This is a genomic window from Streptomyces sp. YIM 130001 (assembly GCF_003574445.1).
Classification (GTDB): Bacteria; Actinomycetota; Actinomycetes; order Streptomycetales; family Streptomycetaceae; genus Streptomyces.
Map to the genome: position 1 here is coordinate 15,446 of NZ_KZ984570.1, position 26,203 is coordinate 41,648.

Annotated in this window: 21 protein-coding genes and 1 riboswitch; of the genes, 14 read left to right on the forward strand and 7 right to left on the reverse strand. The window is 72.1% G+C overall.

The features are described from left to right. Window positions 1–59 precede the first annotated feature (59 nt). The 3 genes from DSC45_RS31240 to DSC45_RS31250 all read left to right on the forward strand — a co-directional run bounded on the left by DSC45_RS31240 (window position 60) and on the right by DSC45_RS31250 (window position 3,776). A complete protein-coding gene (locus DSC45_RS31240; protein ID WP_240434960.1) occupies window positions 60–701 on the forward strand; it encodes a DUF305 domain-containing protein in 642 nt (213 codons plus the stop codon). Window positions 702–793: 92 nt separating this feature from the next. Further along, window positions 794–2,203, forward strand: a complete 1,410-nt coding sequence (locus tag DSC45_RS31245; protein ID WP_119295371.1) for an FAD-dependent oxidoreductase — start codon at window positions 794–796, stop codon at window positions 2,201–2,203. Between the two features lie 124 nt (window positions 2,204–2,327). Then, window positions 2,328–3,776: a nucleobase:cation symporter-2 family protein gene (locus DSC45_RS31250; RefSeq protein WP_119295372.1), complete on the forward strand. Its 1,449-nt coding sequence runs from the start codon at window positions 2,328–2,330 to the stop codon at window positions 3,774–3,776. 85 nt (window positions 3,777–3,861) lie between these two features. Here the strand turns inward: DSC45_RS31250 and DSC45_RS31255 are convergent, their stop codons facing one another. Further along, on the reverse strand, window positions 3,862–4,680 hold the full coding sequence (locus DSC45_RS31255; RefSeq protein ID WP_119295373.1) for an endonuclease I family protein: 819 nt from the start codon (window positions 4,678–4,680) through the stop codon (window positions 3,862–3,864). A gap of 208 nt (window positions 4,681–4,888) precedes the next feature. Continuing rightward, complete coding sequence (locus tag DSC45_RS31260) at window positions 4,889–6,424, reverse strand: serine hydrolase domain-containing protein (RefSeq protein WP_119295374.1); 1,536 nt, start codon at window positions 6,422–6,424, stop codon at window positions 4,889–4,891. 110 nt (window positions 6,425–6,534) lie between these two features. Here DSC45_RS31260 and DSC45_RS31265 point away from each other — a divergent pair, with 110 nt between their 5' ends. Then, window positions 6,535–7,755: a sensor histidine kinase gene (locus DSC45_RS31265; RefSeq protein ID WP_119295375.1), complete on the forward strand. Its 1,221-nt coding sequence runs from the start codon at window positions 6,535–6,537 to the stop codon at window positions 7,753–7,755. Then, window positions 7,746–8,393 carry a response regulator gene (locus DSC45_RS31270; RefSeq protein WP_119295376.1) on the forward strand — a complete coding sequence of 216 codons (648 nt, stop codon included), beginning with the start codon at window positions 7,746–7,748 and terminating at the stop codon, window positions 8,391–8,393. Before DSC45_RS31265 ends, DSC45_RS31270 begins: the two co-directional genes overlap by 10 nt. 55 nt (window positions 8,394–8,448) lie before the next feature. Here the strand turns inward: DSC45_RS31270 and aroQ are convergent, their stop codons facing one another. Beyond that, entirely contained in the window at window positions 8,449–8,916 is a 468-nt protein-coding gene (gene aroQ, locus DSC45_RS31275) for a type II 3-dehydroquinate dehydratase (RefSeq protein ID WP_119295377.1), read from the reverse strand. A gap of 71 nt (window positions 8,917–8,987) precedes the next feature. Between aroQ and mmuM the strand changes: the two genes are divergently transcribed. Continuing rightward, window positions 8,988–9,920, forward strand: coding sequence for a homocysteine S-methyltransferase (mmuM, locus tag DSC45_RS31280; protein ID WP_119295378.1), 933 nt, complete (start codon window positions 8,988–8,990; stop codon window positions 9,918–9,920). Window positions 9,921–10,116: 196 nt separating this feature from the next. Beyond that, window positions 10,117–11,199: a WD40/YVTN/BNR-like repeat-containing protein gene (locus DSC45_RS31285; protein ID WP_240434955.1), complete on the forward strand. Its 1,083-nt coding sequence runs from the start codon at window positions 10,117–10,119 to the stop codon at window positions 11,197–11,199. 130 nt (window positions 11,200–11,329) lie between these two features. Here the strand turns inward: DSC45_RS31285 and DSC45_RS31290 are convergent, their stop codons facing one another. After that, window positions 11,330–12,007, reverse strand: coding sequence for a uracil-DNA glycosylase (locus tag DSC45_RS31290; RefSeq protein WP_119295380.1), 678 nt, complete (start codon window positions 12,005–12,007; stop codon window positions 11,330–11,332). Window positions 12,008–12,262: 255 nt separating this feature from the next. On the opposite strand from DSC45_RS31290, the gene DSC45_RS31295 reads away from it, so the two are divergent. Together DSC45_RS31295 and DSC45_RS31300 are read left to right on the forward strand one after the other, a co-directional pair. Beyond that, window positions 12,263–13,273, forward strand: coding sequence for an N-acetylglucosamine kinase (locus tag DSC45_RS31295; RefSeq protein WP_119295456.1), 1,011 nt, complete (start codon window positions 12,263–12,265; stop codon window positions 13,271–13,273). 95 nt (window positions 13,274–13,368) lie between these two features. Further along, entirely contained in the window at window positions 13,369–14,292 is a 924-nt protein-coding gene (locus DSC45_RS31300) for a sirohydrochlorin chelatase (protein WP_119295381.1), read from the forward strand. Between the two features lie 154 nt (window positions 14,293–14,446). On the opposite strand, the gene DSC45_RS31305 is transcribed toward DSC45_RS31300, so the two are convergent. After that, window positions 14,447–15,481 (reverse strand): lactonase family protein, encoded by a 1,035-nt coding sequence (locus tag DSC45_RS31305; protein ID WP_240434956.1) that lies wholly within the window; start codon window positions 15,479–15,481, stop codon window positions 14,447–14,449. Window positions 15,482–15,572: 91 nt separating this feature from the next. Then, window positions 15,573–17,084: an FUSC family protein gene (locus DSC45_RS31310; protein WP_119295457.1), complete on the reverse strand. Its 1,512-nt coding sequence runs from the start codon at window positions 17,082–17,084 to the stop codon at window positions 15,573–15,575. 393 nt (window positions 17,085–17,477) lie between these two features. Beyond that, window positions 17,478–17,630, forward strand: a riboswitch (cobalamin riboswitch). A 185-nt stretch (window positions 17,631–17,815) separates the two neighbouring features. Between DSC45_RS31310 and metE the strand changes: the two genes are divergently transcribed. The 4 genes from metE to DSC45_RS31330 all read left to right on the forward strand — a co-directional run bounded on the left by metE (window position 17,816) and on the right by DSC45_RS31330 (window position 23,909). After that, a complete protein-coding gene (gene metE, locus DSC45_RS31315; RefSeq protein WP_119295383.1) occupies window positions 17,816–20,140 on the forward strand; it encodes a 5-methyltetrahydropteroyltriglutamate--homocysteine S-methyltransferase in 2,325 nt (774 codons plus the stop codon). A gap of 174 nt (window positions 20,141–20,314) precedes the next feature. Beyond that, window positions 20,315–20,797, forward strand: a complete 483-nt coding sequence (locus DSC45_RS31320; RefSeq protein WP_119295384.1) for an Lrp/AsnC family transcriptional regulator — start codon at window positions 20,315–20,317, stop codon at window positions 20,795–20,797. Window positions 20,798–20,843: 46 nt separating this feature from the next. Beyond that, a complete protein-coding gene (locus DSC45_RS31325) occupies window positions 20,844–21,563 on the forward strand; it encodes an HAD family hydrolase (protein WP_119295385.1) in 720 nt (239 codons plus the stop codon). A 126-nt stretch (window positions 21,564–21,689) separates the two neighbouring features. Further along, on the forward strand, window positions 21,690–23,909 hold the full coding sequence (locus tag DSC45_RS31330) for an NADP-dependent isocitrate dehydrogenase (RefSeq protein ID WP_119295386.1): 2,220 nt from the start codon (window positions 21,690–21,692) through the stop codon (window positions 23,907–23,909). 74 nt (window positions 23,910–23,983) lie between these two features. Here DSC45_RS31330 and DSC45_RS31335 read toward each other — a convergent pair whose 3' ends face one another. Continuing rightward, on the reverse strand, window positions 23,984–24,673 hold the full coding sequence (locus DSC45_RS31335) for a luciferase domain-containing protein (RefSeq protein ID WP_119295387.1): 690 nt from the start codon (window positions 24,671–24,673) through the stop codon (window positions 23,984–23,986). Window positions 24,674–24,783: 110 nt separating this feature from the next. On the opposite strand from DSC45_RS31335, the gene DSC45_RS31340 reads away from it, so the two are divergent. Continuing rightward, entirely contained in the window at window positions 24,784–26,160 is a 1,377-nt protein-coding gene (locus tag DSC45_RS31340; RefSeq protein ID WP_119295388.1) for an NAD(P)/FAD-dependent oxidoreductase, read from the forward strand. Window positions 26,161–26,203: the final 43 nt, after the last annotated feature.

Consider the following 26,203-nt stretch of genomic DNA (forward strand, 5'->3'; position numbering starts at 1 on the left):
AACCAAGCTCTGTGCCCCGGGAGGCAGTTGTGCTCAAGCGCATCGGATCCGCGCGAGTCCTGGCCGCGGCGGCCGCGGCCGCCGTCACCTTCTCGCTCGGGGCCTGCGACTCCGGCTCGGACGACAACTCGGCGGCTGACGAGGGGCCTTCGGTGATCGCGCCGGGCAAACCGGGCGAGAAGGCCGAGACGATCGGTCCCCGGGAGGCCGAGAAGCGGCGCGGTGACGATGCGCCCAACTCCGCGGACGTGACGTACGCGCAGATGATGATCGTGCACCACAAACAGGCGCTCACCATGACGAAGCTCGCGGGCGACCGGGCGAAGGCGTCGAAGGTGAAGCGGCTGGCCGACCGCATCGAGGCGGCGCAGCGCCCCGAGGTGGGCGCGATGGAGGGATGGCTCACGGAGCACGGCAAGGACCACCCGGCCGAGGGAGGCGGCGCGCATGGCGGGTCGGGGCACGATCACGCCACCATGCCGGGCATGGCCAGTGACGCCCAGCTGGCCGCGTTGCGGGCGGCCGACGGTGCGGCCTTCGACGAACTGTTCCTGAAGCTGATGATCACGCATCACCGGGGCGCGGTCACGATGGCCACGGAGGCGCTCTCGGACGGCAACAACGTCCGCCTCGAGGAGATGGCCACCGACGTGATCGCCCAGCAGACCAGCGAGATCAACCGTATGCGCGAAATGGCCTGACACCCCCGCGCCGCCGGTCGACCACTCCGCAGGCCTCCCCTTCCCGGCGCACCTGGTGCGATCCTGGAAGCACGCCGCGGAAGGAGCCCACCGTGCTTCAGGTCGCCGTAGTCGGGTCGGGCCCGAGCGGGGTGTACACCGCCCAGTCGCTGCTCGGTCAAAACCGGGTGCCAGGGGTGCGGGTCGATGTGCTCGACCGGCTGCCGTGCCCGTACGGCCTGGTGCGGTACGGGGTCGCGCCCGACCACGAGAAGATCAAATCGCTGCAGAACACCCTGCGGACCGTGCTCACCTCGGACGGGGTGCGCTTCCTCGGCGGCGTGCAGGTGGGTCCGGGCGGGATCGCTCCCGGTCGGCTCCTCGAGCTGTACGACGCGGTGGTGTACTGCGTCGGCGCGGCGGCGGACCGCAGGCTCGGCGTGCCCGGCGAGGACCTGCCCGGCAGCCGCTCGGCGACGGACTTCGTCTCCTGGTACAGCGCGCATCCGGATGCCGCCCCCTTCGAGGATCTGGGCGGCGTCCGGTCGGCCGTGGTGGTCGGGGTGGGCAATGTGGCCCTCGACGTGGCCCGCGTCCTCGCCCGGCCGAGCAGCGGACTTCGGGCCACGGACATGCCGCAGCCAGCGCTCGATGCCCTCGGTGTGAGCCGGTTGCGGGAGGTTCATCTGGTGGGGCGGCGGGGGCCGTCGCAGGCCCGGTTCACCACCAAGGAGCTGCGCGAGCTGGGTGCGTTGCCGGGCGTACAGGTGGTCGTGGACCGCGATGAACTCGCCCTCGATCCTGCGTACTTGGACCCGTCGGAGCTTCCGACAGCGGTACGGCGGAATGTCGAGGTGCTGCGCGGCTGGGCCGAGGCGGACCCGACCGGCGCGCGTGGGGACGTACGCCGTGTCCATCTGCGCTTCCAGCTGCGGCCCACGGAGTTCGTGGCGTCCGGTGCGTCGGGGCGGGTACGTGCGGTGCGCTTCGAGCGCACGGTCCAGGACGGCGCCGGAGGCGTCACGGGCAGCGGCCGCTTCGAGGAGATTCCGGCCGATCTGGTGCTGCGGTCGGTCGGCTACCGCGGAGTGCCGCTCGACGGGCTGCCGTTCGACCACGACCGCGGGACCGTCCCGCATCGCGCGGGCCGGGTCCTGCGCGACGGGGCGGTGGCGCGCGGCGAGTACGTGGCCGGCTGGATCAAGCGCGGTCCCACCGGAGTGATCGGTACCAATCGTCCGTGCGCCAAGGAGACGGTGGCCTCGCTGCTCGACGACGCCTCCGTGCTGGCGGGCCGCCGTCCCGACGACCCGCTCGACGCACTGCGTGCGGCGGGTCTCCGGCCCGTTGTGTGGCAGGGCTGGGAGGACATCGAGCGGGCCGAGGCCGAGCTCGGCACCTCGCTCGGCCGGCCGCCGGTGAAGATTCCCGACTGGCCGGGGCTGCTCGCGGCCGCGCACGCGGGCGGCGCCAGGGGGCCGGGGGCGGGCGGTGTGGGGCCGGGGCTCGTACCGGAGGACTGACCAGCGTCCGCGAGGGTGGCGAACGCCTCGACACAGCAAGGCAACATCCGCGAAATCACCGACATGATCAAGCCACTTACGGTCACGTGCAGTCCCCGTCACCCGCCTGACCCCTGGAGCACTCATGGCGTCCTCGGCATCCCCGCCACCGCCGGCCGCGTCCGCGCGTCCCGCCCCGCATCCGGTGGACGAGGTTCCGCCCGTCACACATCTCGCCGTCTTCGGACTGCAGCACGTGCTCGCGATGTACGCGGGTGCGGTGGCCGTGCCGTTGATCGTGGGCGGCGCTATGAAGTTGCCGCCCGCGGACCTGGCGTATCTCATCACCGCCGACCTGCTGCTCTGCGGGATCGCGACGCTCATCCAGTGCGTGGGCTTCTGGCGGTTCGGCGTGCGGCTGCCCATCATGCAAGGGGTCACCTTCGCCGCAGTCTCCCCCATGGTCCTGATCGGGACCGAGGGCGGCGGACTGCCCGCGATCTACGGGGCGGTGATCGTGTCCGGGGTCGCGATGATCCTGCTCGCGCCCGTCTTCGGGAAGTTGCTGCGCTTCTTCCCGCCGCTCGTCACCGGCACGGTGATCCTGATCATCGGCGTCTCGCTGCTGCCGGTGGCGGGCAACTGGGTTGCGGGCGGGGCCGGTTCGGCGGACTTCGGGGCGCCGAAGAACCTCGGTCTCGCGGCCTTCGTCCTCGTCGTGGTGCTCGGCGTGCAGCGCTTCGCGCCGCCGTTCCTGAGCCGGATCGCGGTTCTGGTGGGGATCGCGGTCGGGATGGCGGTCGCGGTGCCGTTCGGGTTCACCGACTTCGGGAACGTGGGCGAGGCGGACTGGCTGGGAGTGAGTACGCCCTTCCACTTCGGGGCGCCGGCGTTCGAGCCCGCCGCCGTGGTGTCCATGCTGGTGGTGGCCCTGGTCATCATGACGGAGACCACCGGGGACATGATCGCGGTCGGCGAGATGACCGGCCGCAAGGTCACGGCGCGCCCACTGGCCGACGGACTGCGCGCGGACGGGCTGTCGACGGTGCTCGGCGGGGTCTTCAACACCTTCCCGTACACGGCGTTCGCGCAGAACGTCGGCCTGGTCGGGATGACACGGGTGCGGAGCCGGTGGGTGGTCGCGGCGGCCGGCGGCATCCTGGTCCTGCTCGGGCTGCTGCCGAAGCTGGGCGCCGTGGTGGCCGCGGTTCCGGCACCGGTGCTCGGCGGGGCAGGACTGGTCATGTTCGGGACCGTGGCGGCCAGCGGTCTGCGCACGCTCGCCACCGTGGACTTCCGCGGGAACCATCACCTCACGGTCGTGGCGGTCTCGGTCGCGGTCGGCATGCTGCCGGTCGGCGTCCCGGAGATCTACGCGGAGTTCCCCGACTGGTTCCAGACGGTGATGGACAGCGGGATCAGCGCCGGCTGCATCACCGCGATCCTGCTGAATCTGCTGTTCAACCACGGGCCGGGGGCGGCGGCCAAGGGGCTGGACGCGGTCCCCGGGCCCCGGTCGGCCGATGCCTCCGGGGCGCCGGCGGCAGACTCCGAGGCAAGCACGGGGAAGGCCACCGGCACCGACCGGGATTGACGGCGTGCGGCGGCCCCGGCGGATTCATCTCACCGCCGGGGCCGTCCGTGGTGCTCGTCCATGGCCGTGATCCCGGCCGCGGGGTCTACCAGATGCTGCCGACCCATTCCGGGTGGTCGATGAACGGGTTCCGGTTGTGCTGGACCTCGTCGAAGATCACCTGGTTGCGGTTCTTCTCGAAGTCGTCCGGCGGGTCCTCGTCGTTCCACTGCTTGAGGACCGAGAGCCGGCCGATGTTCGGCGCGCTGCCGTTGTCGACCTCGTCGTTGGGCTCCAGGTCGGCGAAGCCGTCCTCGCCCTCGTAGCGCACGGACATGTAGAGGATCATGCGGGCCACATCGCCCTTGACCTCGTCACGCGGCTCGAAGGAGTCGCCGTCGGTGAAGTTGCCCGGTGCGTCCTCGAGTTCGGAGCCGCCCTCGTCGAAGTCCTTGTTGCCTCGGGTGCTGTTGACGCCGACGTCGGTCGGGCGCAGGTGGTGGACGTCCGTGCCGGGGCCGGTCGAGGTGCCGAAGTCGCCGTGCGACTTGGCCCAGACGTGCTCGCGGTTCCAGTCGCCCTGGTCGCCACCGTTGGCGTCCTTGCTGCGGGACTCGCCGGAGTAGAGAAGCACGACGTTCGAGGCGTTGGCCGGGTCCTCGTCGGTGACCTTGAGTGCGTCCCAGACCCCGTCGTACGAGAGCTTGGTCTGGTCGCTGATGATGGTGTGCAGGGCGTCCTTGAGCTCGGGCCCGGTCTTGCCGAGTGCGTCCTGGTAGTACGTGTCGTCGTACGGGCCGACGGCGGCGGCCTCGGACGACGGTGTGGGGGAAGCGGAGGCGGCGGCCGGCACGGTGACGCCGACGAGCACGACGGCCGCGGTGAGAGCCAGCGGTTTCCAGCGACGTATGCGCGGGATGGGCATGTGGGGTGTCCTTTCCCGGAGGCTCGCGCGTGGCGCCCGGCCAAGAGGCGCCCGTTCTACGCGAGTTGACAAGTGGCCTACGGGAGCGTGACACGGGATTGTGTGCCGTCGTGTGAACGTCGTGCGGCGGTTACGTGACAGTGTCATGGACGCGACGACATCGGGGGCGCGGGCGGGCGGAACGTCCGCCCGCCTCAACCCCGCCCGGTCAGGACGCAGTTGAACCGCCCCCGGGCAGACTTCCGGCCCGGGCGCGCCGGAGGATCGCGGCGATCCGTGCGGCGATGACCGCAGTGGACGCCAGGGCGCCGGCGGCCACGCACACCACCAACGCGGGCCAGGCGTACGTGGCTTGCCCCAGCGTCCCGGACCGGTTCATCAACAGGCCCACCACTGAGGCGAGTTGAGCGAGCAGGAGGACAGGCAGAACCTGCGGCAGCAGACGCAGCGCCGCGCGCCACCACGGCCGACGCGCCGCGCGCCTCGCCCACCGGGGCGCACGCAGGACACCCCGGACACCGAGGGCCACCGCAAGCACGGTGAGGGCCGCCAGCACCCAGTCGGCCGTCATGGAGAAGGGCGCGGCCACCTCGGGCCGGTGGCCTCCGGCCAGTTCGACGAGGCCCTGCACGATCTGCGGCGCGTCGTCGCCGGCGATCATGCCGGTGTTCGTGACGACCGCGATACCCACCTTGCTCTCGGGCAACAGCGTGGCCATCGAGTTGTGGGTCAGCAACTGGCCGGTGTGCTGGATCTGCCGGGGACCGCCGTCGGCCCGGTACTCCCCCCAACCCATCGCGTACTCGCTGTCGTCGGGGATGCGGGGCGGAGTGTGCGTGGCCCTGACGGTGGCCTGCGTGGCGATGCGGTGGCCGTCCGCGGACACGCCCCCGTTGTTCTGGGCGATCAGCCACTGGGCGAAGTCGTCCGCGGTGGTGACCACTCCGTGGCCGCCGGCGGTGAACCAGCGCGGGTGCGAGACGGAGACGGTCGTGCCGTAGGCGCGGACGAACCCACGGGCACGGTCCGGCATCTCGGCGCTGGTGTCGACCGAGGCCGTGCGCTCCATGCCGAGCGGCGCGAAGAGCCGTCCGTCGAGATAAGAGGCGAAGGGCTGTCCGGAGACAACTTCGACCAGCCGGGCGGCTACGAAGTAGTTGGGGTTGTGGTAGCGGTGCCGGGAGCCGGGATCGGCGGCCAGCGGCGCCTCGCGCATCGCGGCGACCGCCTCCCGCAGCGAGTGCGGCTGGGAGCGCGCGAGGTCGGGGTAGCTGGAGTCGGCCATGCCCGATGTCTGGGTCAACAGCTGCCGTACGGTGATCCGTTCGGCGCGCTTGTCGGCCATCGTGAACTCGGGCAGGTACTGGCGTACCGGCCGGTCCAGGCGGACCTTGCCGGCCTCCACCAACTGCATCACGGCCAGCGCGGTCATCGCCTTCGACAGGGAGGCGACGGGCACCCGGGTCCGCTCCGTCATGGTCCGTCCGGACGCGGTGTGTCCGTATCCCGCGGTGTGGACCACCCGGTCGCCCTCGGTCACCGCGACCACCGCGCCCGGCAGCCGAGTCTGCTCCACGTAGTCGCGTACGAACCGGTCGATCGAGGCGGCGTCGAGGACGGCGGCGTTCGGTGCGGCGTCGTCGGCGACGGCGGTCGGGGCCGCGGCCGCCGCGACGACGGCGAACACGGCGCCGAGGACGGCGAATCTGCGCCGGAGCACGGCGCGAAAGGTGAGGATCTGCATGGCGCCCAGTGCACCGGCCGACCCCTGGCCGGCGCACTGGTGTGCAGAGGAGTCGACAGGGTAGTGCCCGCACTACTGTCGCCGGGCGGACGGATCAGTAGGGTCGTCAGGTGCGACAGCGAACGGCGTGGCAGGCGCTCGGTCAGAATCCGTTGAAGGTGCTCGGCTCCAGTTGGCCCTGGCGGTCCTTCGCCTACCTCCTGTCGGGTGTCGTCTTCGGCGCCGTGGCCATCACCGTCCTGGTGACGGCGCTCGCCGCGGGAGTCGTGCTGCTGGTCGTCGTGGTGGGGGCGGTGGTTCTGCTCGGTGTGGCGCTGTCCGGTATCCCGGTGACCCGCTTCGAGCGATGGCGGCTGCGTCTGGTGGATCGCGACCCGGTGCAGGACCCCCACCGGTCACCCGATGGGGCCGGGTTCAGGGCGTGGCTGCGGACCCGGCTCGCGGAACCGGCGACCTGGCGCGAGCTGGGTTTCACCGCGGTGTCGGCGACGGCCCTGTGGTGGATGGACTTCCTCGTCCTCGGCTTCGCCCTGGTCGTGCCCGTACTGCTGATGAGGTCGCCGGTCGACGATCCGTCGGCCTGGCCGGTCGCGGTCCTCGGCCTGTGCCTGCTCGTGGCCGCGCCCTACACCGTCACCGCCTGGGCGGGCGCGCGGGCCGCGGTCACCCGTCTCATGCTGGCGCCCCGTGACAGTGAACTGGGGCGCGAACTCACCGACGTGCGTGCCTCCCGCGCCCGCCTCGTCGACGCCTTCGACGCGGAACGGCGCCGGATCGAACGAGATCTGCACGACGGCGCCCAGCAGCGACTCGTGTCCCTCAACGTCCTGCTCGGCCTGGCACGCCACGAGGCCGCCCCCGACTCTCCGCAGGCGACGCAGCTCGCCGATGCGCAACAGCAAGTCACGCTCGCGGTCGACGAGTTGAGGGAGCTCAGTCGCGGCGTCCACCCGAAGGCCCTCACCGATCACGGCCTGGCAGCGGCGATCGAGAACCTCGCCGCGCGCTCCGCACTGCCCGTCAACGTCGACATCAGCCTTCCGGACCGTATGCCGGTCTCCGTGGAGACCACGGCGTACTACGTGAGCGCCGAGGCCCTGACCAATGCCGTCAAGCACAGCGGCGCGACCCGGGCCGAGGTGCACGCCCGCCTGCACACCGACCTCCTGACCCTCTCGATCAGCGACGACGGCGCCGGTGGTGCCTCTCCCGAGGCGGGCACCGGCCTGGTCGGCCTCGCCGACCGCGTCGCGGCCGCGGATGGCAGACTCCGAGTCTCCAGCCCGCCCGGCGGGCCCACCCTGCTGCATGTGGAGCTGCCGTGTCGTTGACCGTCGTCGTGGCCGAGGACTCCGTCCTGATGCGGGACGGACTGGTCAGCGTGCTCACCCGCTTCGGCCACCGGGTGGTCGCCGGCGTCGGCGACGCGGACGCGCTGCTGGCCGCGGTGCGCGACCACGGTCCGGACATCGTCGTCACCGACGTCCGAATGCCGCCCGACCACACCGACGACGGACTGCGCGCGGCGGTCACGCTCCGCCGGGAGCGCCCCGACATGCCGGTCCTTGTTCTCAGCCAGTACATCGAGCAGTCCTACGCCGCCCACCTGCTCGATCTGGGCAGCGACACCGGCGTCGGTTACCTGCTCAAGGACCGGGTCAGTGCGGTCGACGAGTTCGCGGCCGCGGTCGCCCAGGTCGCCGCCGGCGCCACGGTCATCGATCCCGAGGTGGTCGGCCAGCTCCTCAACCGCCGCCGCGACCCCCTTCAGCGCCTCACCCCTCGTGAACGCGAGGTCCTCGCCCTGATGGCCGAGGGCCGGGCCAACCCCGAGATCGCGGGCGACCTCTACGTCACCGAGGCTGCAGTCAACAAGCACATCGGCAACATCCTGCAGAAGCTCGACCTCCGCCTGGACGGCCAGGGGCACCGGCGCGTCCTGGCGGTCCTCGCCTACCTTCGCGCCTGACCGCCGTACGCCGTACGCCGTTCACATCGGCGAGCGAGACCTGCGACGGCCCTGGTCAGGCCTCGAGCCGGCCGGCCTCGGCGAGACGGTGCAGACCCTGGATCGCCAGCCGGTACCCCTCGGTTCCGAAGCCGACGATGATCCCGGCGGCGGCGGGCGAGAGGTACGAGTGGTGCCGGAACGGCTCACGCGCGTGGACGTTGGAGATGTGCACCTCGACGAGGCGCAGTCCGGATCCGGTGACGGCGTCGTGCAGCGCGACCGAGGTGTGCGTGTAGGCACCGGCGTTCAGTACGGCGCCGATCGAGTGGTCGTCGCGCTGCTGCGCACCGGCCTCCTGGAGCCAGTCGACGAGCACGCCCTCGTGGTTGCTCTGCCGGCAGTCGGCCGTCAGGCCGAGATCGGCGGCGGTCCGCGTGCAGAGGTCTTCCACGTCCCGCAGGGTCTGCGCCCCGTAGATGCCGGGCTCCCTGGTCCCCAGGAGGTTGAGATTGGGGCCGTTGAGGATCATCACCGATGCCATGGCCCCAGACTACGGCCGCCCGGCCCTCACCGATCACCGCGCCCGCCGCCGCACGGAGTTACCTTCGGATCATGGACGCGACACAGGAGGGGACCGTCGGGGCCGCACGGTCCCTGCCCGAAGCGGTGGCGGCCGGTCCGCTCGTCCTGGACGGAGGGATGTCCAATCAGCTGGAGGCCGACGGGCACGACCTGTCCGACGCGCTCTGGTCCGCCCGGTTGCTCGCCGAAGCACCCGAGGCGGTGGCCGAGGCCCACCTCGCGTACTACCTGGCGGGCGCCGACGTGGCGATCTCAGCCGGATATCAGGCCACGTACCAGGGATTCGCGCGCCGTGGCATCGGCGCCGACGCGACATCCGCGCTGCTGGTGCGGAGTGTCGAACTGACCCGGGATGCGGCGCGGCGGGCCGGGGCGGGCCGGCCCCTGTGGGTGGCGGCGTCGGTGGGCCCGTACGGGGCCATGCTCGCCGACGGGTCCGAGTACCGCGGCCGCTACGGGCTGTCGGTGGCCGAGCTCGAACGCTTTCACCGGCCGCGTCTCGAGGTACTCGCGGCGGCGCGCCCCGATGCCTTCGCGCTCGAGACGGTGCCCGACGCCGACGAGGCCCGCGCTCTGCTGCGGGCGGTGCGCGGCCTCGGGGTGCCGGCCTGGCTCTCGTACAGCGTGAGCAGGGGCCTGACCCGGGCGGGACAGCCTCTCGACGAGGCGTTCCGGCTCGCGGCGGAGTGCGACGACGTGTTCGCGGTCGGCATCAACTGCTGCACGCCCGCCGACGCCGATGCGGCGGTCCGGCTCGCGGCGCGGGTCACCGGCAAGCCGGTCGTCGTCTACCCCAACAGCGGCGAGACCTGGGATCCGGTGGCCCGTGGCTGGACCGGAGCGGACGCCTTCGACGGCGCTCGGGCGGCACGCTGGGCGGAGTACGGCGCGCGGCTCGTCGGTGGCTGCTGCCGGGTGGGGCCGGAGCGGATCGCGGACGTCGCCGCGCAGCTGCGGGCGTGACGTCGCGGTGTGCGGGCCGGCCTGCGCCGGCGTAGCCGCAGTGGGCCGCGGCACGTACCGGCAGATTGCCTCGCTGGCGTAAAAGCTGCAGGTCCGGGCCCATTTCGGCAGCATTGTCAGTGGCGGGGTGCACACTGACCCGTGTCGTGGACAAGGACGTCCGACGACCGTCGAAATGACTTCGGAGGCGATCGGTATGACCGACGTACTTCTCACCGTCGGCACCCGCAAGGGACTCTTCATCGGACGCCGCCGCGGGGGCGCCTGGGAGTTCGAGGATCTGCACTTCAACGCCCAGGCGATCTACTCGGTCGCCATCGACACACGCTCGGACACGCCGAGGCTCCTGGTCGGGGGCGACAGCGCCCACTGGGGCCCGTCGGTCTTCCACTCCGACGACCTCGGCAAGAGCTGGCAGGAGCCGACTGCCCCCGCCGTCAAGTTCCCCAAGGACACCGGGACTTCCCTGGAGCGGGTCTGGCAGTTGCACCCGGCCGCCGCCGAACCCGACGTGGTGTACGCGGGCACCGAGCCGGCCGCCCTGTACCGCTCGGAGGACAGGGGCGAGAGCTTCGAGCTCGTCCGGCCGCTGTGGGAGCATCCGACGCGCTCGCGCTGGGTGCCGGGCGGTGGCGGTGAGGGGCTGCACACCATCCTGACCGACGCCCGCGACCCGGAGGCAGTCACGGTGGCGGTGTCCACGGCCGGGGTGTTCCGTACGGAGGACGGCGGCGCGAGCTGGCGCCCCTCCAACTCGGGTGTCTCGGCGTCGTTTCTGCCGGATCCGAATCCGGAGTTCGGCCAGTGCGTGCACAAGGTCGCCCGTGACTCGGTGAATCCCGACCGGCTGTATCTGCAGAACCACTGGGGCGTGTTCCGCAGTGACAACGGCGGCGGCACCTGGTCGGACATCGGCAAGGGCCTCCCCTCCGACTTCGGCTTCGCCGCGGTCAGCCACCCGAGCCGTGCGGACACCGCCTACGTCTTCCCGATCAACGCGGACGCGGACCGGGTCCCGGCCGAGCGCCGATGTCGGGTGTTCCGGACGTCGGACGCGGGCGGGACCTGGGAGCCGCTCACGGCGGGGCTTCCGGAGGGCGATCACTACGGCACGGTGCTGCGCGACGCGATGTGCGCCGACGACACGGACCCGGCGGGCATCTATTTCGGCAATCGCAACGGCGAGGTGTACGCGAGCGCGGACGACGGGGACAGCTGGCAGCAGCTCGCCTCGCATCTGCCGGACGTGCTCTGCGTCCGCGCGGCGGTCGTCGCCTGAAGGTCCTTCACGGGCGGCGTTGTCGGCCCTTCGGCGCGCTCGGGTTCAGGGCGCCGCGCGGCGCCCGGCCCGGTCGGGAGGCACTCGGCCCGCGGATGCGGCAGGTCCCCGGTGGCAGAAGCCGGTCGGGTCAGGGAAGGCGCCAGTCGACGGGCTGCCCGCCTTGCCGCACCAGCAGTTCGTTCGCCTTGCTGAACGGCCTGGAGCCGAAGAAGCCGCGGTCGGCCGACATCGGAGAGGGGTGCGAGGACTCGACGGACGGCAGATCTCCGAGCAGCGGGCGCAGATTGCGTGCGTCCCGGCCCCAGAGGATGGACACCAGGGGCTTGCCGCGGGCGGCGAGCGCGCGGATCGCCTGCTCGGTCACCTCTTCCCAGCCCTTGCCGCGGTGCGCACCGGGGCGGCGCGGCGCTGTGGTGAGTGCCCTGTTGAGCAGCAGGACGCCCTGCCGGGTCCAGGGGGTCAGATCGCCGTTGGACGGCCGCGGATGCCCGAGGTCCGCGTTCAGCTCGCGGAAGATGTTCTCCAGGCTGCCGGGCAGTGACCGCACTTCGGGCGCGACGGCGAAGCTCAGGCCGATGGCCATACCGGGGGTGGGATACGGGTCCTGGCCGACGACGAGGACGCGGACGTCGTCGAAGGGCTGTTGAAAGGCCCGCAGGACGTTCGCCCCGGAGGGCAGATAGGTGCGCCCCGCGGCCACTTCGGCACGGAGGAAGTCCCCCATGTCCGCGATGCGTCCGGCCACCGGTTCGAGGGCGTTCGCCCAGCCGGCCTCTACGAGTTCATGCAACGGTCGTGATGCCACGCCGCGTCACTCTACTGGCCCCGGGCGTGCCCCACACACCGGTCCCGGCCCGCCCTCCGCGGTGGCCCGGTATGGCACTAGGGTTCCTCCCGGGCCTCGGCGGGGATCGGGCGGCCGCGCGGTCCAAGGGGCCATCGGGGCGGGTCACTTGGGCGTCGGCGGCATGCGGTGCGAGCGGAGGAGGCACAGGTGGACGCGGAGCACTTCGCGGGAGACGGCGCGACGGCTGCCGCACCGCTCGACGACGGTGCCCCCGTGCGCCGTTGGGTACTCGGCGTGGACTCGGGCGGATCCGGCCTGCGGGTGGCACTCGCCCCGGCCCCGGAGGCCGGCGAACCCGCGCACGCCTCGCCTCCCCGGACGCTGACGACCACCTCCCGGACGCCGGTACGCACCGGAGCGCAGGGCATCGAGGCCGCCCATCTGCTGGATCAACTGCTGCCCATGGCAGATGAGTTGACGGAGCGAGCGGGTGGTGGCCGACCGGTCGCCCTCACTCTCGGCGCAGCCGGGATGGCGACCCTCGGCGGCGAGCTCCGTGCCGTCCTGCCCGCCGCCCTGGAACGCGAGCTGGGCGTGCGGCGCCTCGCACTCGCCGCCGATGCCGTGACCGCGTACGCCGGGGCGCTCGGGCAGCGGGCGGGCGCGGTGGTGGCTGCCGGGACCGGGCTGATCGCGCTGGGCACCGACCTCACTTCGTGGCACCGCGCGGACGGATGGGGGCATCTGCTCGGCGACTGCGGCGGCGGAGCGTGGATCGGGCGGGCCGGGCTCGAGGCCGCATTCCGCGCGTACGACGGTCGCGACGGCGGGTCCGGGGTGCTGCGGGAGCGTGCGGAGGACTTCTTCGACGGCCCGCTGACGGAGTTGCCGGGGAAGCTCTATCCGCGGACGGACCGCCCTGCCGTGCTGGCGTCCTTCGCTCCCGAGGTCGCCCGCTGTGCGCCGCAGGATCCGGTCGCGGCCGGCATTCTGCGGGAGGCGGCGCGGCACATCGCGGAGGCTGCCGCGGCCGTCTGCCCGCCGGACGCGGACGGCACGGTGGGCCTGACCGGCGGCCTGTTCGGCATGGGCGAGGTCCTGCTCGCACCGCTGCGGGAGGAGCTGGCCCGTCGGATCCCGGGGGCACGGCCGGTGCCCGCCGCGGGTGATCCGCTCGACGGTGCCGTGAGTCTCGCCACTGCGCTGTGTACCGGCGGACCGCTGCTGCCGTCCGACGGCAGGCTGCTCTGGCTGCCCAAGTCACCGGACGATCAGCCCAATTGACCTTTTCGTAACTCATCGGATAAATACGGACGAAAACCGTTCGTCTGCACCCTCCCCGAACAGGGGAGCCCACAAAACCAGTAGCATGCGGCGCCATGAGCTCCCCCACTGGGCCCGCATCCGGCCTGCCCGTACGAATGCCGCGACCCCGCCAGCCCGGCCGGCACCGCCGTCCGGAACCCGCGGTGGCTCCCGAGGGCGCACCCGCGCTCGTCCTCGCCGTGCCCGGTGCGCCCAGCACCGCCACCAGGCAACTTGCCGAGGAGGTCGTGAGCATCGCGCGCTCCGAGCTGCCCGGCCTCGACGCCCGGATCGGCTACCTGGACGGTGACGACGCCGAGTACCCGACCCTGCAGTCGGTGCTCGCCCAGGCCGCCGAGCAGCGCACCGCCCGTTACGAGCAGGCGCGGGCGGCCGGCCAGGAGGTGGCGGAGCCCGAGGGCCCGGTCGCCGTCGTGGTGCCGCTGCTCGCGGGCCCGGAGAGCGCGCTGATGCGCCGTGTCCGGCAGGCCGTGATGGACAGCCGCGCCCCCGCCGAACTGACCGATGTGCTCGGCCCGCACCCACTGCTCGCCGAGGCTCTGCACGTCCGCCTCTCCGAGGCCGGCCTGGCGCGCGCCGACCGGGCCCGGCTGTTCACGGTGGCGACCGCCGCGGACGGCATCATCCTCGCCACCATCGGCGGCGAGGAGGCGGTCCAGGCCGCCGGGATCACCGGCATGCTGCTCGCCGCCCGGCTCGCGGTTCCGGTGATGGCGGCCCCGCTCGACCAGGACGGTGCGATCGCCGCCATGGCCGAGCAGCTGCGCTCCTCGGGCTCCACGCAGCTCGCGCTCGCCCCGCACCTGATCGGCCCGGAGGTCGACGAGGGACTGCTCGAGACGGCCGCCAAGGAGGCCGGCTGCGCCGCGGCCGAGGCGCTCGGCGCGTACCCGGCGATCGGCAAGCTCGCGCTGTCGCAGTACACGACCGCGCTCGGTATCGCCCCGGCCCCGCAGTCCGGTGCCCCGACCCACTGAGCCATCGCTGCAGCCGTAGCCGTAGCCGTACGAGAATTGCGCCGGCCGTCGTCCACGACGCGCGGCCGACGTCACCCGAAAGGGCCCGCTCCTGCTGGAGCGGGCCCTTCGCGTGGGGCAGACGACCGGACCTGGCCGTCACGTGCGGGCCAGGTCAGCCGAAGACCACACACGAGGCGGCGGGTGCGTCGATCGCGCCGCCACGGGCGGGCACGCCGGTCTCCGGGTCGAGGGTGAACCAGGTGACGTCCCCGGACCGCTCGTTGGCCGCGTACAGGAAACGTCCCGACGGGTGGAGGGCGAGGTCCCGCGGCCAGTGACCGCCGCAGTCCACGGTGGCGGTGAGGCGAAGCGCGGCGCCCCCGTCCTCGACGGACAGGACCGCGATCGCGTCCTGTCCGCGGATCGCCGTCCAGACGAAGCGCCCCCGAGGGTCGACCACGATCCCGGACGGATAGGCGTCGCCGGTGGAGCCCGGAGCTTGGACCGGAATCTCCTCGCGCGGAGTGAGGGCCCCGGTGTCCCGGTCCCAGTGGCAGACGGTCACGGTCGGTGCCAGTTCGTTGAGTACGTGGACGAACCGGCCGTCCGGATGGAAGGCGAGGTGGCGAGGTCCGCTGCCGGGTCGCAGGGCCGTCTCACGGCGTACGACCAGCGCGTCGTCCTCGAAGGCGCACACGCGCACCGAGTCGGTCCCGAGGTCCACGGACAGGATCCACCGGCCACTCGGATCGGGCACCACCTGGTGGGCGTGCGGGCCCTCCTGGCGTTCCGGATCGGGGCCGGATCCGGTGTGCTGCAGTACCGCGCCGCCACCGGGGGCCCCGTCCGGCAGCAGGGGCAGCGTGGAGACGCTGCCGGAGCCGTAGTTCGCGACGACCAGGTGGCGGTCCGCGAGGGCGAGATGGGTGGGGCCTGCGCCGCCCACCGGGACCGGGGCGCGGATCGGGACCGGCACGCCGTCCGGTGTGCCGGTGGTGCGGAACGCCGCAGCGAGTCCGGCCTCGCTCTCACCGACCGCGTACAGCAGGTCCCCGTCCGGCGACGGGACCAGGAACGACGGGTTCTCGAGTGCGTGGGCCGCACCGAGCACGGTCAGCTCGCCCGATTCCGGGTCGACCGTGGCGGCGGTGATGCCGCGCCCGCCGGCGGTGGTGAAGGAACCGATGTACGCCCGGGTGCCGCCCACGTGAGAATCCCTGTCGCCGAGGCCGAGTGCCGGACCCGACGTTAGCAGCCGGTCTAGACCAAAGCGGCGGAGGAGGGCCCTCGGGCGTACCTCAGACCCCGATCGGCAGCCGGTCGGATCTCCGCAGCGGGACGGCGAGTTCGAGCAGGGCGCGCTCCAGCGCGTGGAGGTGAACGAGTACGGGCTCCGCGGCCGCGGCATCCGAGGCCGTCGCCTCCTCGGGCCGACGGTCCGCTCCGACGGCAGGCGCGTCGGTGAGTGCCTCGACCGCGGCCTCGACGCGCCAGCACGCGGCCGCGAGGCGGGCGTCGTGCGAGGCCTCCGGGTCGGCGGCGACGGAGGCGAGGCCGCCCACCTCCCGGGCGCAGTCGTCGAGCAGCGCGAGCACTTGGCGGGCCCGGCCCTTGCGGGCCTTCATCGGGCTGAACGGATGCACCAGCGGCGCGAGGGAAAGACGTACGCGACCGAGCAGCGACTCCAGTTCCGCGACTCGAGGCGCCGGATCCGCTTCCGCGTCCCCGCCGAGCCGCGCCGCCGCCTCCGCGGTGCAGGCCCGCACACAGCGCAGCGCCCGCTCCACCCAGGCATCGGTCACCGAGTGCGTGGTCACCGGCAGGACGAGCAGCACCGCGAGCACGGCGCCCAGCGCTCCCACTGCCGTCTCGCTCACCCGCAGGACCAGCAGGGCCGGGTCGAGCACGCCGAGCAGCCCGTAGAGCATGCTCGCCATCACGGTCACGGCCAGCATCATCCAGGTGTACGAGACGGCGGCGGTGTAGAAGATCCCGAAGATGCCGGCCGCGACGACCACGGCGGCCACCGCCGGCTGGTGGTGCAGCGGAATGGCGACCAGGAAACCGAGGCCGATCCCGAGCACGGTGCCGAGGAACCGGCGGAATCCGCGCACGAGGGTCTCGCCGCGCGAGGTCGTGTTCACGAACACCCACCAGGTCGCGCCGACGGCCCAGTACCAGCGTTCGCCGGACAGCAACTGGCCGATGGCCAGCGCGAAGGCGCCGCCCAGGGTCGCCTGGACGGCCTGCCGTGAGGTGATCCGCGCGAGCCTCGTCCCGCCTGTCGGCGGCGCGACGGCGACGGGGCCGGCGATCCGCCGCTCGTAGCACCACAGGCCGAAGCGCACGGTGGAGGAGGCGACGAGGGAGAGCAGTACAGCGGCGTAGAGCTCGGGGAGCTGGCCGGGCACGGTGTGCAGGAACTGTGCCGCGAAGAAGGTCATGAAGGCGAACACCCCGAGCGAGTGGCCGCGCGGTCCCCACCGCCGCGCGTACACCCCGGCCCCCATGACCGCCAGGAACGCCAGGTCCCTGGCGGCCGGCGCATCGTGCAGCACGGCGGCGAGCGCGAGCACCGGAAGGCCGACGGCCGGCAGCAGGGCCGTCGTCACCGCCTGCCCGCGCACGGTGGGATCGGTCACCGTGAACAGGGCGAGCAGCGCGGCCAGACCGCCGGTGATGGCGGCCACCAGCGAATGACCGGCGAGACCGCAGACCACCACGGCGAGCCCGATCCCGAGCACGGCGCGGCTCGCGAACCGCAGCCGCACCCGTCCGGGGTCCGGTGCCACGAACGCCCTTCTCAGCAAGTTGCCCCGCCCCTTCCGCGCACCCGGTGCGCCGCGGCACACCCGCCGCGTTCGTCCGACATGAGAAAGGCGCCGCGGAGATCCCCAGGGATCCGCAGCGCCATCGACGCGTACATCAGAGCATCCGTACGGCTGCTGGTTCAACACTCGCCGAAACCCCTGGGCCATTGGCCCAGCTCGGCCCCTGGCCGGAAAGCCGCCGGCGGGCCAACGGACCATCGGAGCGGCTCAGCCCCCGGATTCGGCCTCAACGGCGCGGACGCGGTGAGGCGTTGAAGCCGCCCGCCGCATCGCACCGTCCGGATTCCGGATGCACTGGCCGCCGTCGACCGGGGCCCCGTAGGGTGGCGCACGCAGCTGGTTCGCGCCCGTCCGCCAGGCGGGAGGCGTCGCAAGAGGGAACCCGGTGGGAATCCGGGACTGCCCCGCAGCGGTGAGTGGGAACGACCGCCGTCACCACGCACTGGGCCCGAGGAACGGGCCTGGGAAGCGACGGTCAGTAGGAGCCTTGTCCCATACGAGGCGCGCCCACAAGTCCGAAGACCTGCCACCTGCCCGGGCGCGTACACCGCGCGCACGGACATCTCGGTGACCTCGAGGGCAGGTCGGCGTACACACCAGGCGAACGGCCGCGCTGATGCCGCGCGAGGTCGAACCGCGGGTGTGTCACTCCTCATCTGGCCGCGCCGGTCTCCGGGATCTCAGGGATACGTCTCTCGAAGGAGAACTCCGTGACCACCAAGACCGCAGCCGCGGCAGCACGGGCCACCGTGTACGGCTACCCCCGTCAGGGACAGCAGCGTGAGCTGAAGAAGGCGATCGAGGGCTACTGGAAGGGCCGCGTCACCGCCGACGCGCTCCGCGCCACTGCCGCAGAACTGCGCCGTACGAACTGGCAGGACCTCGCCGACGCCGGCATCACCGAGGTTCCCACCGGCGACTTCTCGTACTACGACCACGTCCTGGACACCAGCGTGATGGTCGGTGCGATCCCCGGACGCCACCGCGCGGCGTTCGACGCCGGCACCCTGGACGGCTACTTCGCCATGGCCCGCGGGACACGGGACGTCGCGCCGCTCGAGATGACCAAGTGGTTCGACACCAACTACCACTACCTGGTACCCGAGTTGGGACCGGACACGGTGTTCACGGCCGACTCCACCCGGCAGGTCGCGGAGCTCGGGGAGGCCCTGGCCCTCGGCCTGACCCCGCGGCCGGTGCTGGTCGGCCCGGTCACGTATCTGCTGCTCGCCAAGCCCGCGCCGGGCGTCTCGGCCGACTTCGACCCGCTGACGCTGCTCGACCGGCTCCTCCCGGTGTACGCGGAGGTGCTGGCCGATCTGCGGGCAGCCGGTGCCGAGTGGGTGCAGCTCGACGAGCCGGCCCTCGTGCAGGACCGCACCCCGGCGGAGCTCAACGCGGCCGCCCGCGCCTACCGGGACCTCGGCGGCCTCACCGACCGCCCCAAGCTCCTGGTCGCGTCGTACTTCGACCGGCTCGGTGACGCGCTGCCCGTGCTGGCCAAGGCACCGGTCGACGGCCTGGCCCTGGACTTCACCGGGGCCGCCGCCGAGAACCTCGACGCGCTGGCGACCGTGGGCGGGCTGCCGGGCAAGCGTCTGGTCGCCGGTGTGGTCAACGGCCGCAACATCTGGATCAACGATCTGGCGAAATCGCTCGCCACGCTCGGCACCCTGCTCGGTCTCGCCGACCGCGTGGACGTCGCCGCGTCCTGCTCCCTGCTCCACGTACCGCTGGACGCTTCCCTGGAGCGGGACATCGATCCGGGGATCGTGCGCTGGCTCGCCTTCGCCCGGCAGAAAACGGCCGAGGTGGCGACGCTGGCCAAGGGGCTCACCCAGGGCACGGACGCCATCACGGCGGAACTCGCCGCCAACAAGGCCGACCTGGCCTCGCGCGCCGCGTCCCCGATCACCCGCGACCCGGCCGTACGTGCCCGTGCGTCCGCCGTCACCGACGCGGATGCGCGCCGCTCCCAGCCGTACCCGGAGCGCACCGCCGCGCAGCGCGCTCACCTGGGCCTGCCGCTCCTTCCGACGACCACCATCGGCTCGTTCCCGCAGACCACCGAACTGCGCACCGCCCGTGCCGACCTGCGCGCGGGACGTATCGACACCGAGGGCTACGAGGAGCGCATCAGGAACGAGATCCGTGAGGTCGTCTCCTTCCAGGAGAAGACCGGCCTCGATGTGCTCGTGCACGGCGAGCCCGAACGCAACGACATGGTCCAGTACTTCGCCGAGCAACTCACCGGCTATCTGGCCACCCAGCACGGCTGGGTCCAGTCGTACGGCACGCGTTATGTCCGCCCGCCGGTCCTCGCCGGTGACATCTCGCGGCCCGAGCCGATGACGGTGCGCTGGACCACGTACGCCCAGTCGCTGTCCGACCGGCCGGTCAAGGGGATGCTGACCGGTCCGGTCACGATGCTCGCCTGGTCGTTCGTGCGGGACGACCAGCCGCTCGGGGACACCGCGCGGCACGTCGCACTGGCTCTGCGTGACGAGGTCGTCGACCTGGAGACGAACGGCACCTCCGTGATCCAGGTCGACGAGCCGGCGCTGCGCGAGACCCTCCCGCTGCGCGCCGCCGACCGTCCCGGCTACCTGGCGTGGGCGACCGAGGCGTTCCGCCTCACCACCAGTGGCGTACGTCCGGACACCCAGATCCACACCCACATGTGCTACGCCGAGTTCGGCGACATCGTCCAGGCCATCGACGATCTCGACGCCGACGTGATCAGCCTCGAGGCGGCCCGCTCGCACATGCAGGTGGCCCACGAGCTGGCGGAGCACGGCTATCCGCGGGAGGCAGGGCCCGGGGTGTACGACATCCACTCCCCGCGGGTCCCGGATGCGGCCGAGGCAGCCGCCTTGCTGCGTACCGGACTTGAGGCCATCCCGGCCGAACGCCTGTGGGTCAATCCGGACTGCGGCCTGAAGACCCGCGGCTGGCCCGAGACGCGCGCGTCCCTGGAGAACCTGGTCGCGGCCGCCCGCACCGTCCGTGCGGAGATCGGGACGACCGGGTCCTGAGCCGAGGCAGGGGGCGGGGCACCTCGGTGTCCCGCCCCGGGGACCGGTCGCCACTGGGCCATCGGCTGTCTATCATCGCTCCGTCCAGTGCTACTCGGTGCAGGTGAGGTGCGGAGGTCGTACCGATGGCCCCACCACTCCCGGCACGGCCGTCCCACGGAAGGCGCGCGCAGCATGGCCGTCGACGAGCTCGACACCCGGATCCTGCGGCTGCTGATCGAGCAGCCGCGCACCAGCGTGCGGGAGTACGCCCGCATCCTCGGCATCGCCCGCGGCACGCTCCAGGCCCGTATCGACCGGATGGAGCGGGACGGTGTGATCACCGGGACCGGTCCTGCGCTGTCGCCCGGAGCGCTGGGGCACCCCGTGCTGGCGTTCGTCCACATCGAGGTCACCCAGGGGCATCTCGACGACGTCGGTGACGCGCTCGCCCAGGTGCCGGAGATCATCGAGGCCTTCTCGATCACCGGTGGCGGCGATCTGCTCACTCGGGTCGTGGCCCGGGACAACGGCCACCTCGAGGACGTCATCCAGCAGCTCATCCAGTTGCCGGGCGTGGTCCGCACCCGCTCCGAGGTGGCGCTGCGCGAGCGGGTGCCGCACCGGCTGCTCCCGCTGGTGGCGTCCCTCGCCCGTGCGCCGGGTGGCTCGTCCTGAGCCGCCCGCGGCGCCGGTCCGGCCGGCCCTTGGCATGCTTGAGGGCATGAGCAGCCAGACATCCCGCACCTCCGGTCCGGCCGGTACCGCCGTCGTCTTCGACCTCGACGGCACCCTCGTCGACAGCGAGCCGAACTACTTCGAGGCGGGCCGCCGACTGCTCGCCCGGCACGGCGTGACCGATTTCGACTGGGCCGACCACGAGCGGTACGTGGGCATCTCCACCGCCGAGACGGTCGCGATCTGGCGGACCAAGTACGACCTCGACGCGACGACCGATGAACTCCTCACCGAGAAGAACTCCTACTACCTGGAACTGGCCCGGGCAGGCACCCGCGTCTTCCCGCAGATGCGGGAGTTCGTGGCGGAGTTGCACAGCCGCGGCGTGCCGATGGCCGTCGCGTCCGGGTCCTCGCGCGCGGCCATCGAGGCGATCCTGCAGGGCACCGGACTCGACGCGCACCTGACCGTCCTGGTCTCGGCCGAGGAGGTCGAGCGCGGGAAGCCGGAGCCGGACGTGTTCCTCGAGGCCGCGCGGCGGCTCGGTGTCGCCGCCGCGAAGTGCGTGGTCGTCGAGGACGCGGCGCCGGGTGCCGCGGCGGCCCGCGCCGCCGGAATGCGCTGCATCGCCGTCCCGTACGTACCCGAGACCGCGGACGCTGCCGCCTTCGCGGCCGCGGACCTGCTGTTTCCCGGCGGGCAGAAGGAGTTCACGGCGCGGGCGGCGTACGACTGGCTGGTGCGGACGGCGCCGTCCGTCGGCTGACGGCGGCCCGCGGATCCCGTCGCGTCCCGGCCGGCCGGATCCCGGACCGGGGCCCTTGTCGATCGGGGCCCCCTGTCGGGATATCTTGATGTCAAGCAATGTTGCAGACGTGGAGCGGAGCACCCGGTGACTGACTCGACCATCATCTATACGCACACCGACGAGGCCCCTGCCCTGGCGACGTACTCGTTCCTGCCGGTGGTCGAGGCCTACGCCTCGACGGCCGGGGTGGGCGTGGAGAGCCGTGACATCTCCCTCGCGGGACGGATCATCGCGAGCTTCCCCGAGTACCTCGAGGAGAACCAGCGCATCGCGGACGCGCTCGCCGAGCTCGGCGAGCTGGCGAAGACTCCCGGCGCGAACATCATCAAGCTGCCCAACGTCTCGGCCTCCATCCCCCAGCTCAAGGCCGCCGTCGCCGAGCTGCAGGAGCAGGGCTACGCGCTGCCGGACTACCCGGACGACCCGCAGACGGACCAGGACAAGGACGTCCGCGCGCGCTACGACAAGGTCAAGGGCAGCGCCGTGAACCCGGTCCTGCGCGAGGGCAACTCCGATCGCCGTGCACCCGCGTCGGTCAAGAACTACGCCAAGACGCACCCGCACCGCATGGGCGCCTGGTCGGCCGACTCCAAGACCGCTGTCGCCCACATGAGCGGCGACGACTTCCGCTCCACCGAGAAGTCCGCGGTCATCGCCGAGGCCGGTTCGCTGCGCATCGAGCTCGTCGGTGACGACGGCAACACCACGGTGCTGCGCGAGTCGGTACCGGTCCTCGCGAACGAGGTGGTCGACGCCTCCGTGATGCGCGTCGGCGCGCTGCGCGAGTTCCTCAAGGAGCAGGTCGCCCGCGCCAAGGCCGAGGGTGTGCTGTTCTCCGTCCACCTCAAGGCCACGATGATGAAGGTCTCCGACCCGATCATCTTCGGTCACGTGGTGCGCGCCTTCTTCCCGAAGACCTTCGCCGCCTACGGTGACGTCCTGGCCGGCGCCGGTCTCAGCCCGAACGACGGTCTGGGCGGCATCCTCAAGGGCATCGACTCGCTGCCGCAGGCCGCCGAGATCAGCGCCTCCTTCGAGAGCGAGATCGCCGAGGGCCCCGAGCTCGCGATGGTCGACTCCGACCGCGGCATCAGCAACCTGCACGTGCCGAGCGACGTCATCGTCGACGCCTCGATGCCGGCCATGATCCGCACCTCCGGCCACATGTGGGACACCCGCGGCGAGGAGGCGGACACCATCGCGGTGCTGCCCGACAGCAGCTACGCGGGCATCTACCAGGTCGTCATCGACGACTGCCGGGCCAACGGCGCCTTCGACCCGTCCACCATGGGCTCGGTGCCGAACGTCGGTCTGATGGCACAGAAGGCCGAGGAGTACGGCAGCCACGACAAGACCTTCGAGGTCCAGTCGACCGGCACCGTGCGGGTCGTCGACGGCAGCGGCGAGGCGGTCCTCGAGCAGACCGTCAGCGCCGGCGACATCTTCCGTATGTGCCAGACCAAGGACGAGCCGATCAAGGACTGGGTGAAGCTCGCCGTCACCCGTGCCCGCGCGACCGGCACCCCGGCCGTGTTCTGGCTGGACGAGACCCGCGCGCACGACGCGGTGCTCATCGAGAAGGTCCGCGGCTACCTGGCCGAGCATGACACCGACGGTCTGCAGATCGAGATCCTCTCGCCCGTGGACGCCACGGCCTTCTCGCTGGAGCGGATCCGCCGCGGCGAGGACACCATCTCGGTGACCGGCAACGTGCTGCGTGACTACCTGACCGACCTGTTCCCGATCCTCGAGCTGGGCACCAGCGCGAAGATGCTCTCGGTCGTGCCGCTGATGAACGGCGGCGGCCTCTTCGAGACCGGCGCCGGCGGCTCCGCCCCGAAGCACGTGCAGCAGCTCGTCAAGGAGAACTACCTGCGCTGGGACAGCCTGGGTGAGTTCCTCGCCCTGGCCGTGAGCTTCGAGCACCTCGCCCAGACCACGGACAACGCGCGCGCTCAGGTGCTCGCGGACACCCTGGACCGCGCCACGGCCACGTTCCTCAACGAGGACAAGTCGCCGAGCCGTCGCGTGGGCGGTATCGACAACCGCGGCAGCCACTTCTACCTCGCCCTGTACTGGGCGCAGGAGCTGGCCAAGCAGACCGATGACGCCCAGCTCGCGGAGGCGTTCGCAGCGCTCGCCAAGACGCTGACCGAGCAGGAGCAGACGATCGTCGACGAACTGATCGCCGTCCAGGGCTCCCCGGCCGACATCGGTGGCTACTACCAGCCGTCGCCGGCCAAGGCCGCCGAGGTGATGCGCCCTTCGGCCACCTTCAACAAGGCCATCGCCTCGCTGTCCTGAACCACTCGGGGACAGCGCTCCCGTACCGCCCCGACCGGCAGCGCGCCGGTCGGGGCGGTCGTGCGTGCGGTCCCTCAGTCCGTGCGGCCGGTCGCCCGGTCCAGGGTGACGCGCAGGATCGTAGCGACGGTGTCGAGTTCGGTCGGGTCGCGCGGCGCGTACAGCAGCGTGTAGCTCGCGGGCAGGTTCGCCAACCGGCCTGCCAGGGGGTGGAGTTCGCCCCAGCCGCGTTCGACGACCGGACGGACGTCCGCGGGATGGAGGTGGAGGTGGAGCGAACCCTGAGGCCGGTGGAAGTGCGCCACCTCGCCGGTCACCGAGTCGCCGCGGAGCACCGCGGCAGCAGCGAAGAACGCCGGGTTGTGCCGCTCGAACTGACTCTGACGCTCCTCCAACTCGCCCTTGCGGTAGCGGAGTTCCTCGTCGAACACCTCCTGGAGGCGGTCGAGCATGTCGCCGGGTGCGTCTTGGTCGAGCTGCCGGTGCGGGACCGGGTGCGGGGCGATACGGGGGCGGGCGCCGCGGTGCGGCAAGTCCCCGAGGTCCGGATGCGGTCCGTCGTCCGGCAGGCCCGACACGTCGAGCGGGTCCCCGGCCCGCAGGCGGAGCCCCGTCACCGTGAGCCAACCGCGGGGACCCCAGGGGATGCCCCCTTCACCCAGCGCCTGCCAGCGGGCGTAGTCACGCCGCACGAGGACCGCCGCGGTGGCGACGGCGGCAACGCCCGCGGCTGCGCGCCAGGGACCGAACGGGGAACTCTTCATCGAAGACCAGCCTCCAGACAGCGACGTCGTACCTGCACCATGTTCCCAGTGCCCGTACGCGTGCAGCCGCAGCATTGACGCAATCCCCCGCGAGAACAGGACAGTTCGAGATGATCAACGGTGAGACCTCCCACTGGATGCGGCAGTCCGCGCGGCGCGAGCGGCCCGCGCTCGACGGCGACACGGTCGCCGACGTGTGCGTCATCGGCGCCGGGTACACCGGACTGTGGACCGCGTACTGGCTCACCCGCGCACTGCCCGACGCCTCGGTCGTGGTGGTGGAGGCCGAGCACGTCGGGTACGGGGCTTCGGGTCGTAACGGCGGCTGGCTGTCCGGCAAGATGATCGGCCTGCCCCGGCAGTTGGCGAAGGGTCCGGGCGGCCGGCGGGCCGTGGCGGACCTGCGCCGTGCCGCGTCGGAGGCGATCGACGAGGTGATCGGGCTCATGGCACGCCATGGCGTGGACATCGACGCGGTGCACAGCGGCTATCTCCAGATCGCCCGTACGCCGTCCGAACTCGCCCGGATGCGGGCCTCGGTGGAGGCGGACCACGCGCTCGGCCTGTCCGAGAAGGACGTCCGGCTCCTGTCGGCCGAGGAGACGTACGAGCGCATCCATGTCGAGGGCGTGCTCGGTGCGGCGCAGAGCCCGCACTGTGCTCGTATCGATCCGGCGAAGCTGGTGCTCGGTCTGGCGGACGTGGCCGAGCGGGCGGGGGTGCGGATCGTGGAACGCTCGCCGGCCACCGCCGTCTCCCCCGGCCGGGTCGTCACGCCGAACGGCACGGTGCGCGCCCGCCACGTCCTGCGCGCCACCGAGGGCTACACGCCGACACTGCCCCGCCTCAAGCGCGCGGTGCTGCCCATGAACAGCTCGATGATCGTCACCGAGCCGCTGCACGAACGGAGTTGGGACGCGATCGGCTGGGACGCCTGCGAGACACTCTCGGGCGCCCAGCACACGTATTTCTACGCGCAGCGCACCGCGGACGGACGGATCGCGATCGGCGGCCGGGGACTCCCCTACCGGTTCGGTTCACGGATCGACGACAACGGCCGGCTCGATTCCCTGACGATCCATCACCTTCATTCAGTACTCACGGACTTGTGGCCCGGGGTGGATCTGCCCATCGCTCATGCGTGGTGCGGCGTGCTCGCGGTGCCGCGGGACTGGACGCCGTCGGTCACCTACAACTCGACCACGCGGATGGGGCAGGCGGGAGGCTACGCCGGCCAGGGCGTGACGGCGGCCTACCTCGCCGGCCACTCCCTCGCGGACCTGGTGGCCGGCCGGGACACCCACTACACCCGGCTGCCCTGGACCCAGCGCCGCGCCCGCACCTGGGAACCGGAGCCGCTCCGCTGGCTCGGCAGCTACGCGACGTACGCCCTCTACCGCTCCGCGGACGCCGTCGAGCACCGCACGGAGGGCGACCGCACCTCACCCCTGGCCCACTTCGCGGACACGCTCTCGGGGCGCCACTGACCTGGCGATCACCGCCCTCCCCGGGCCCCGGACCGCTTCGCGA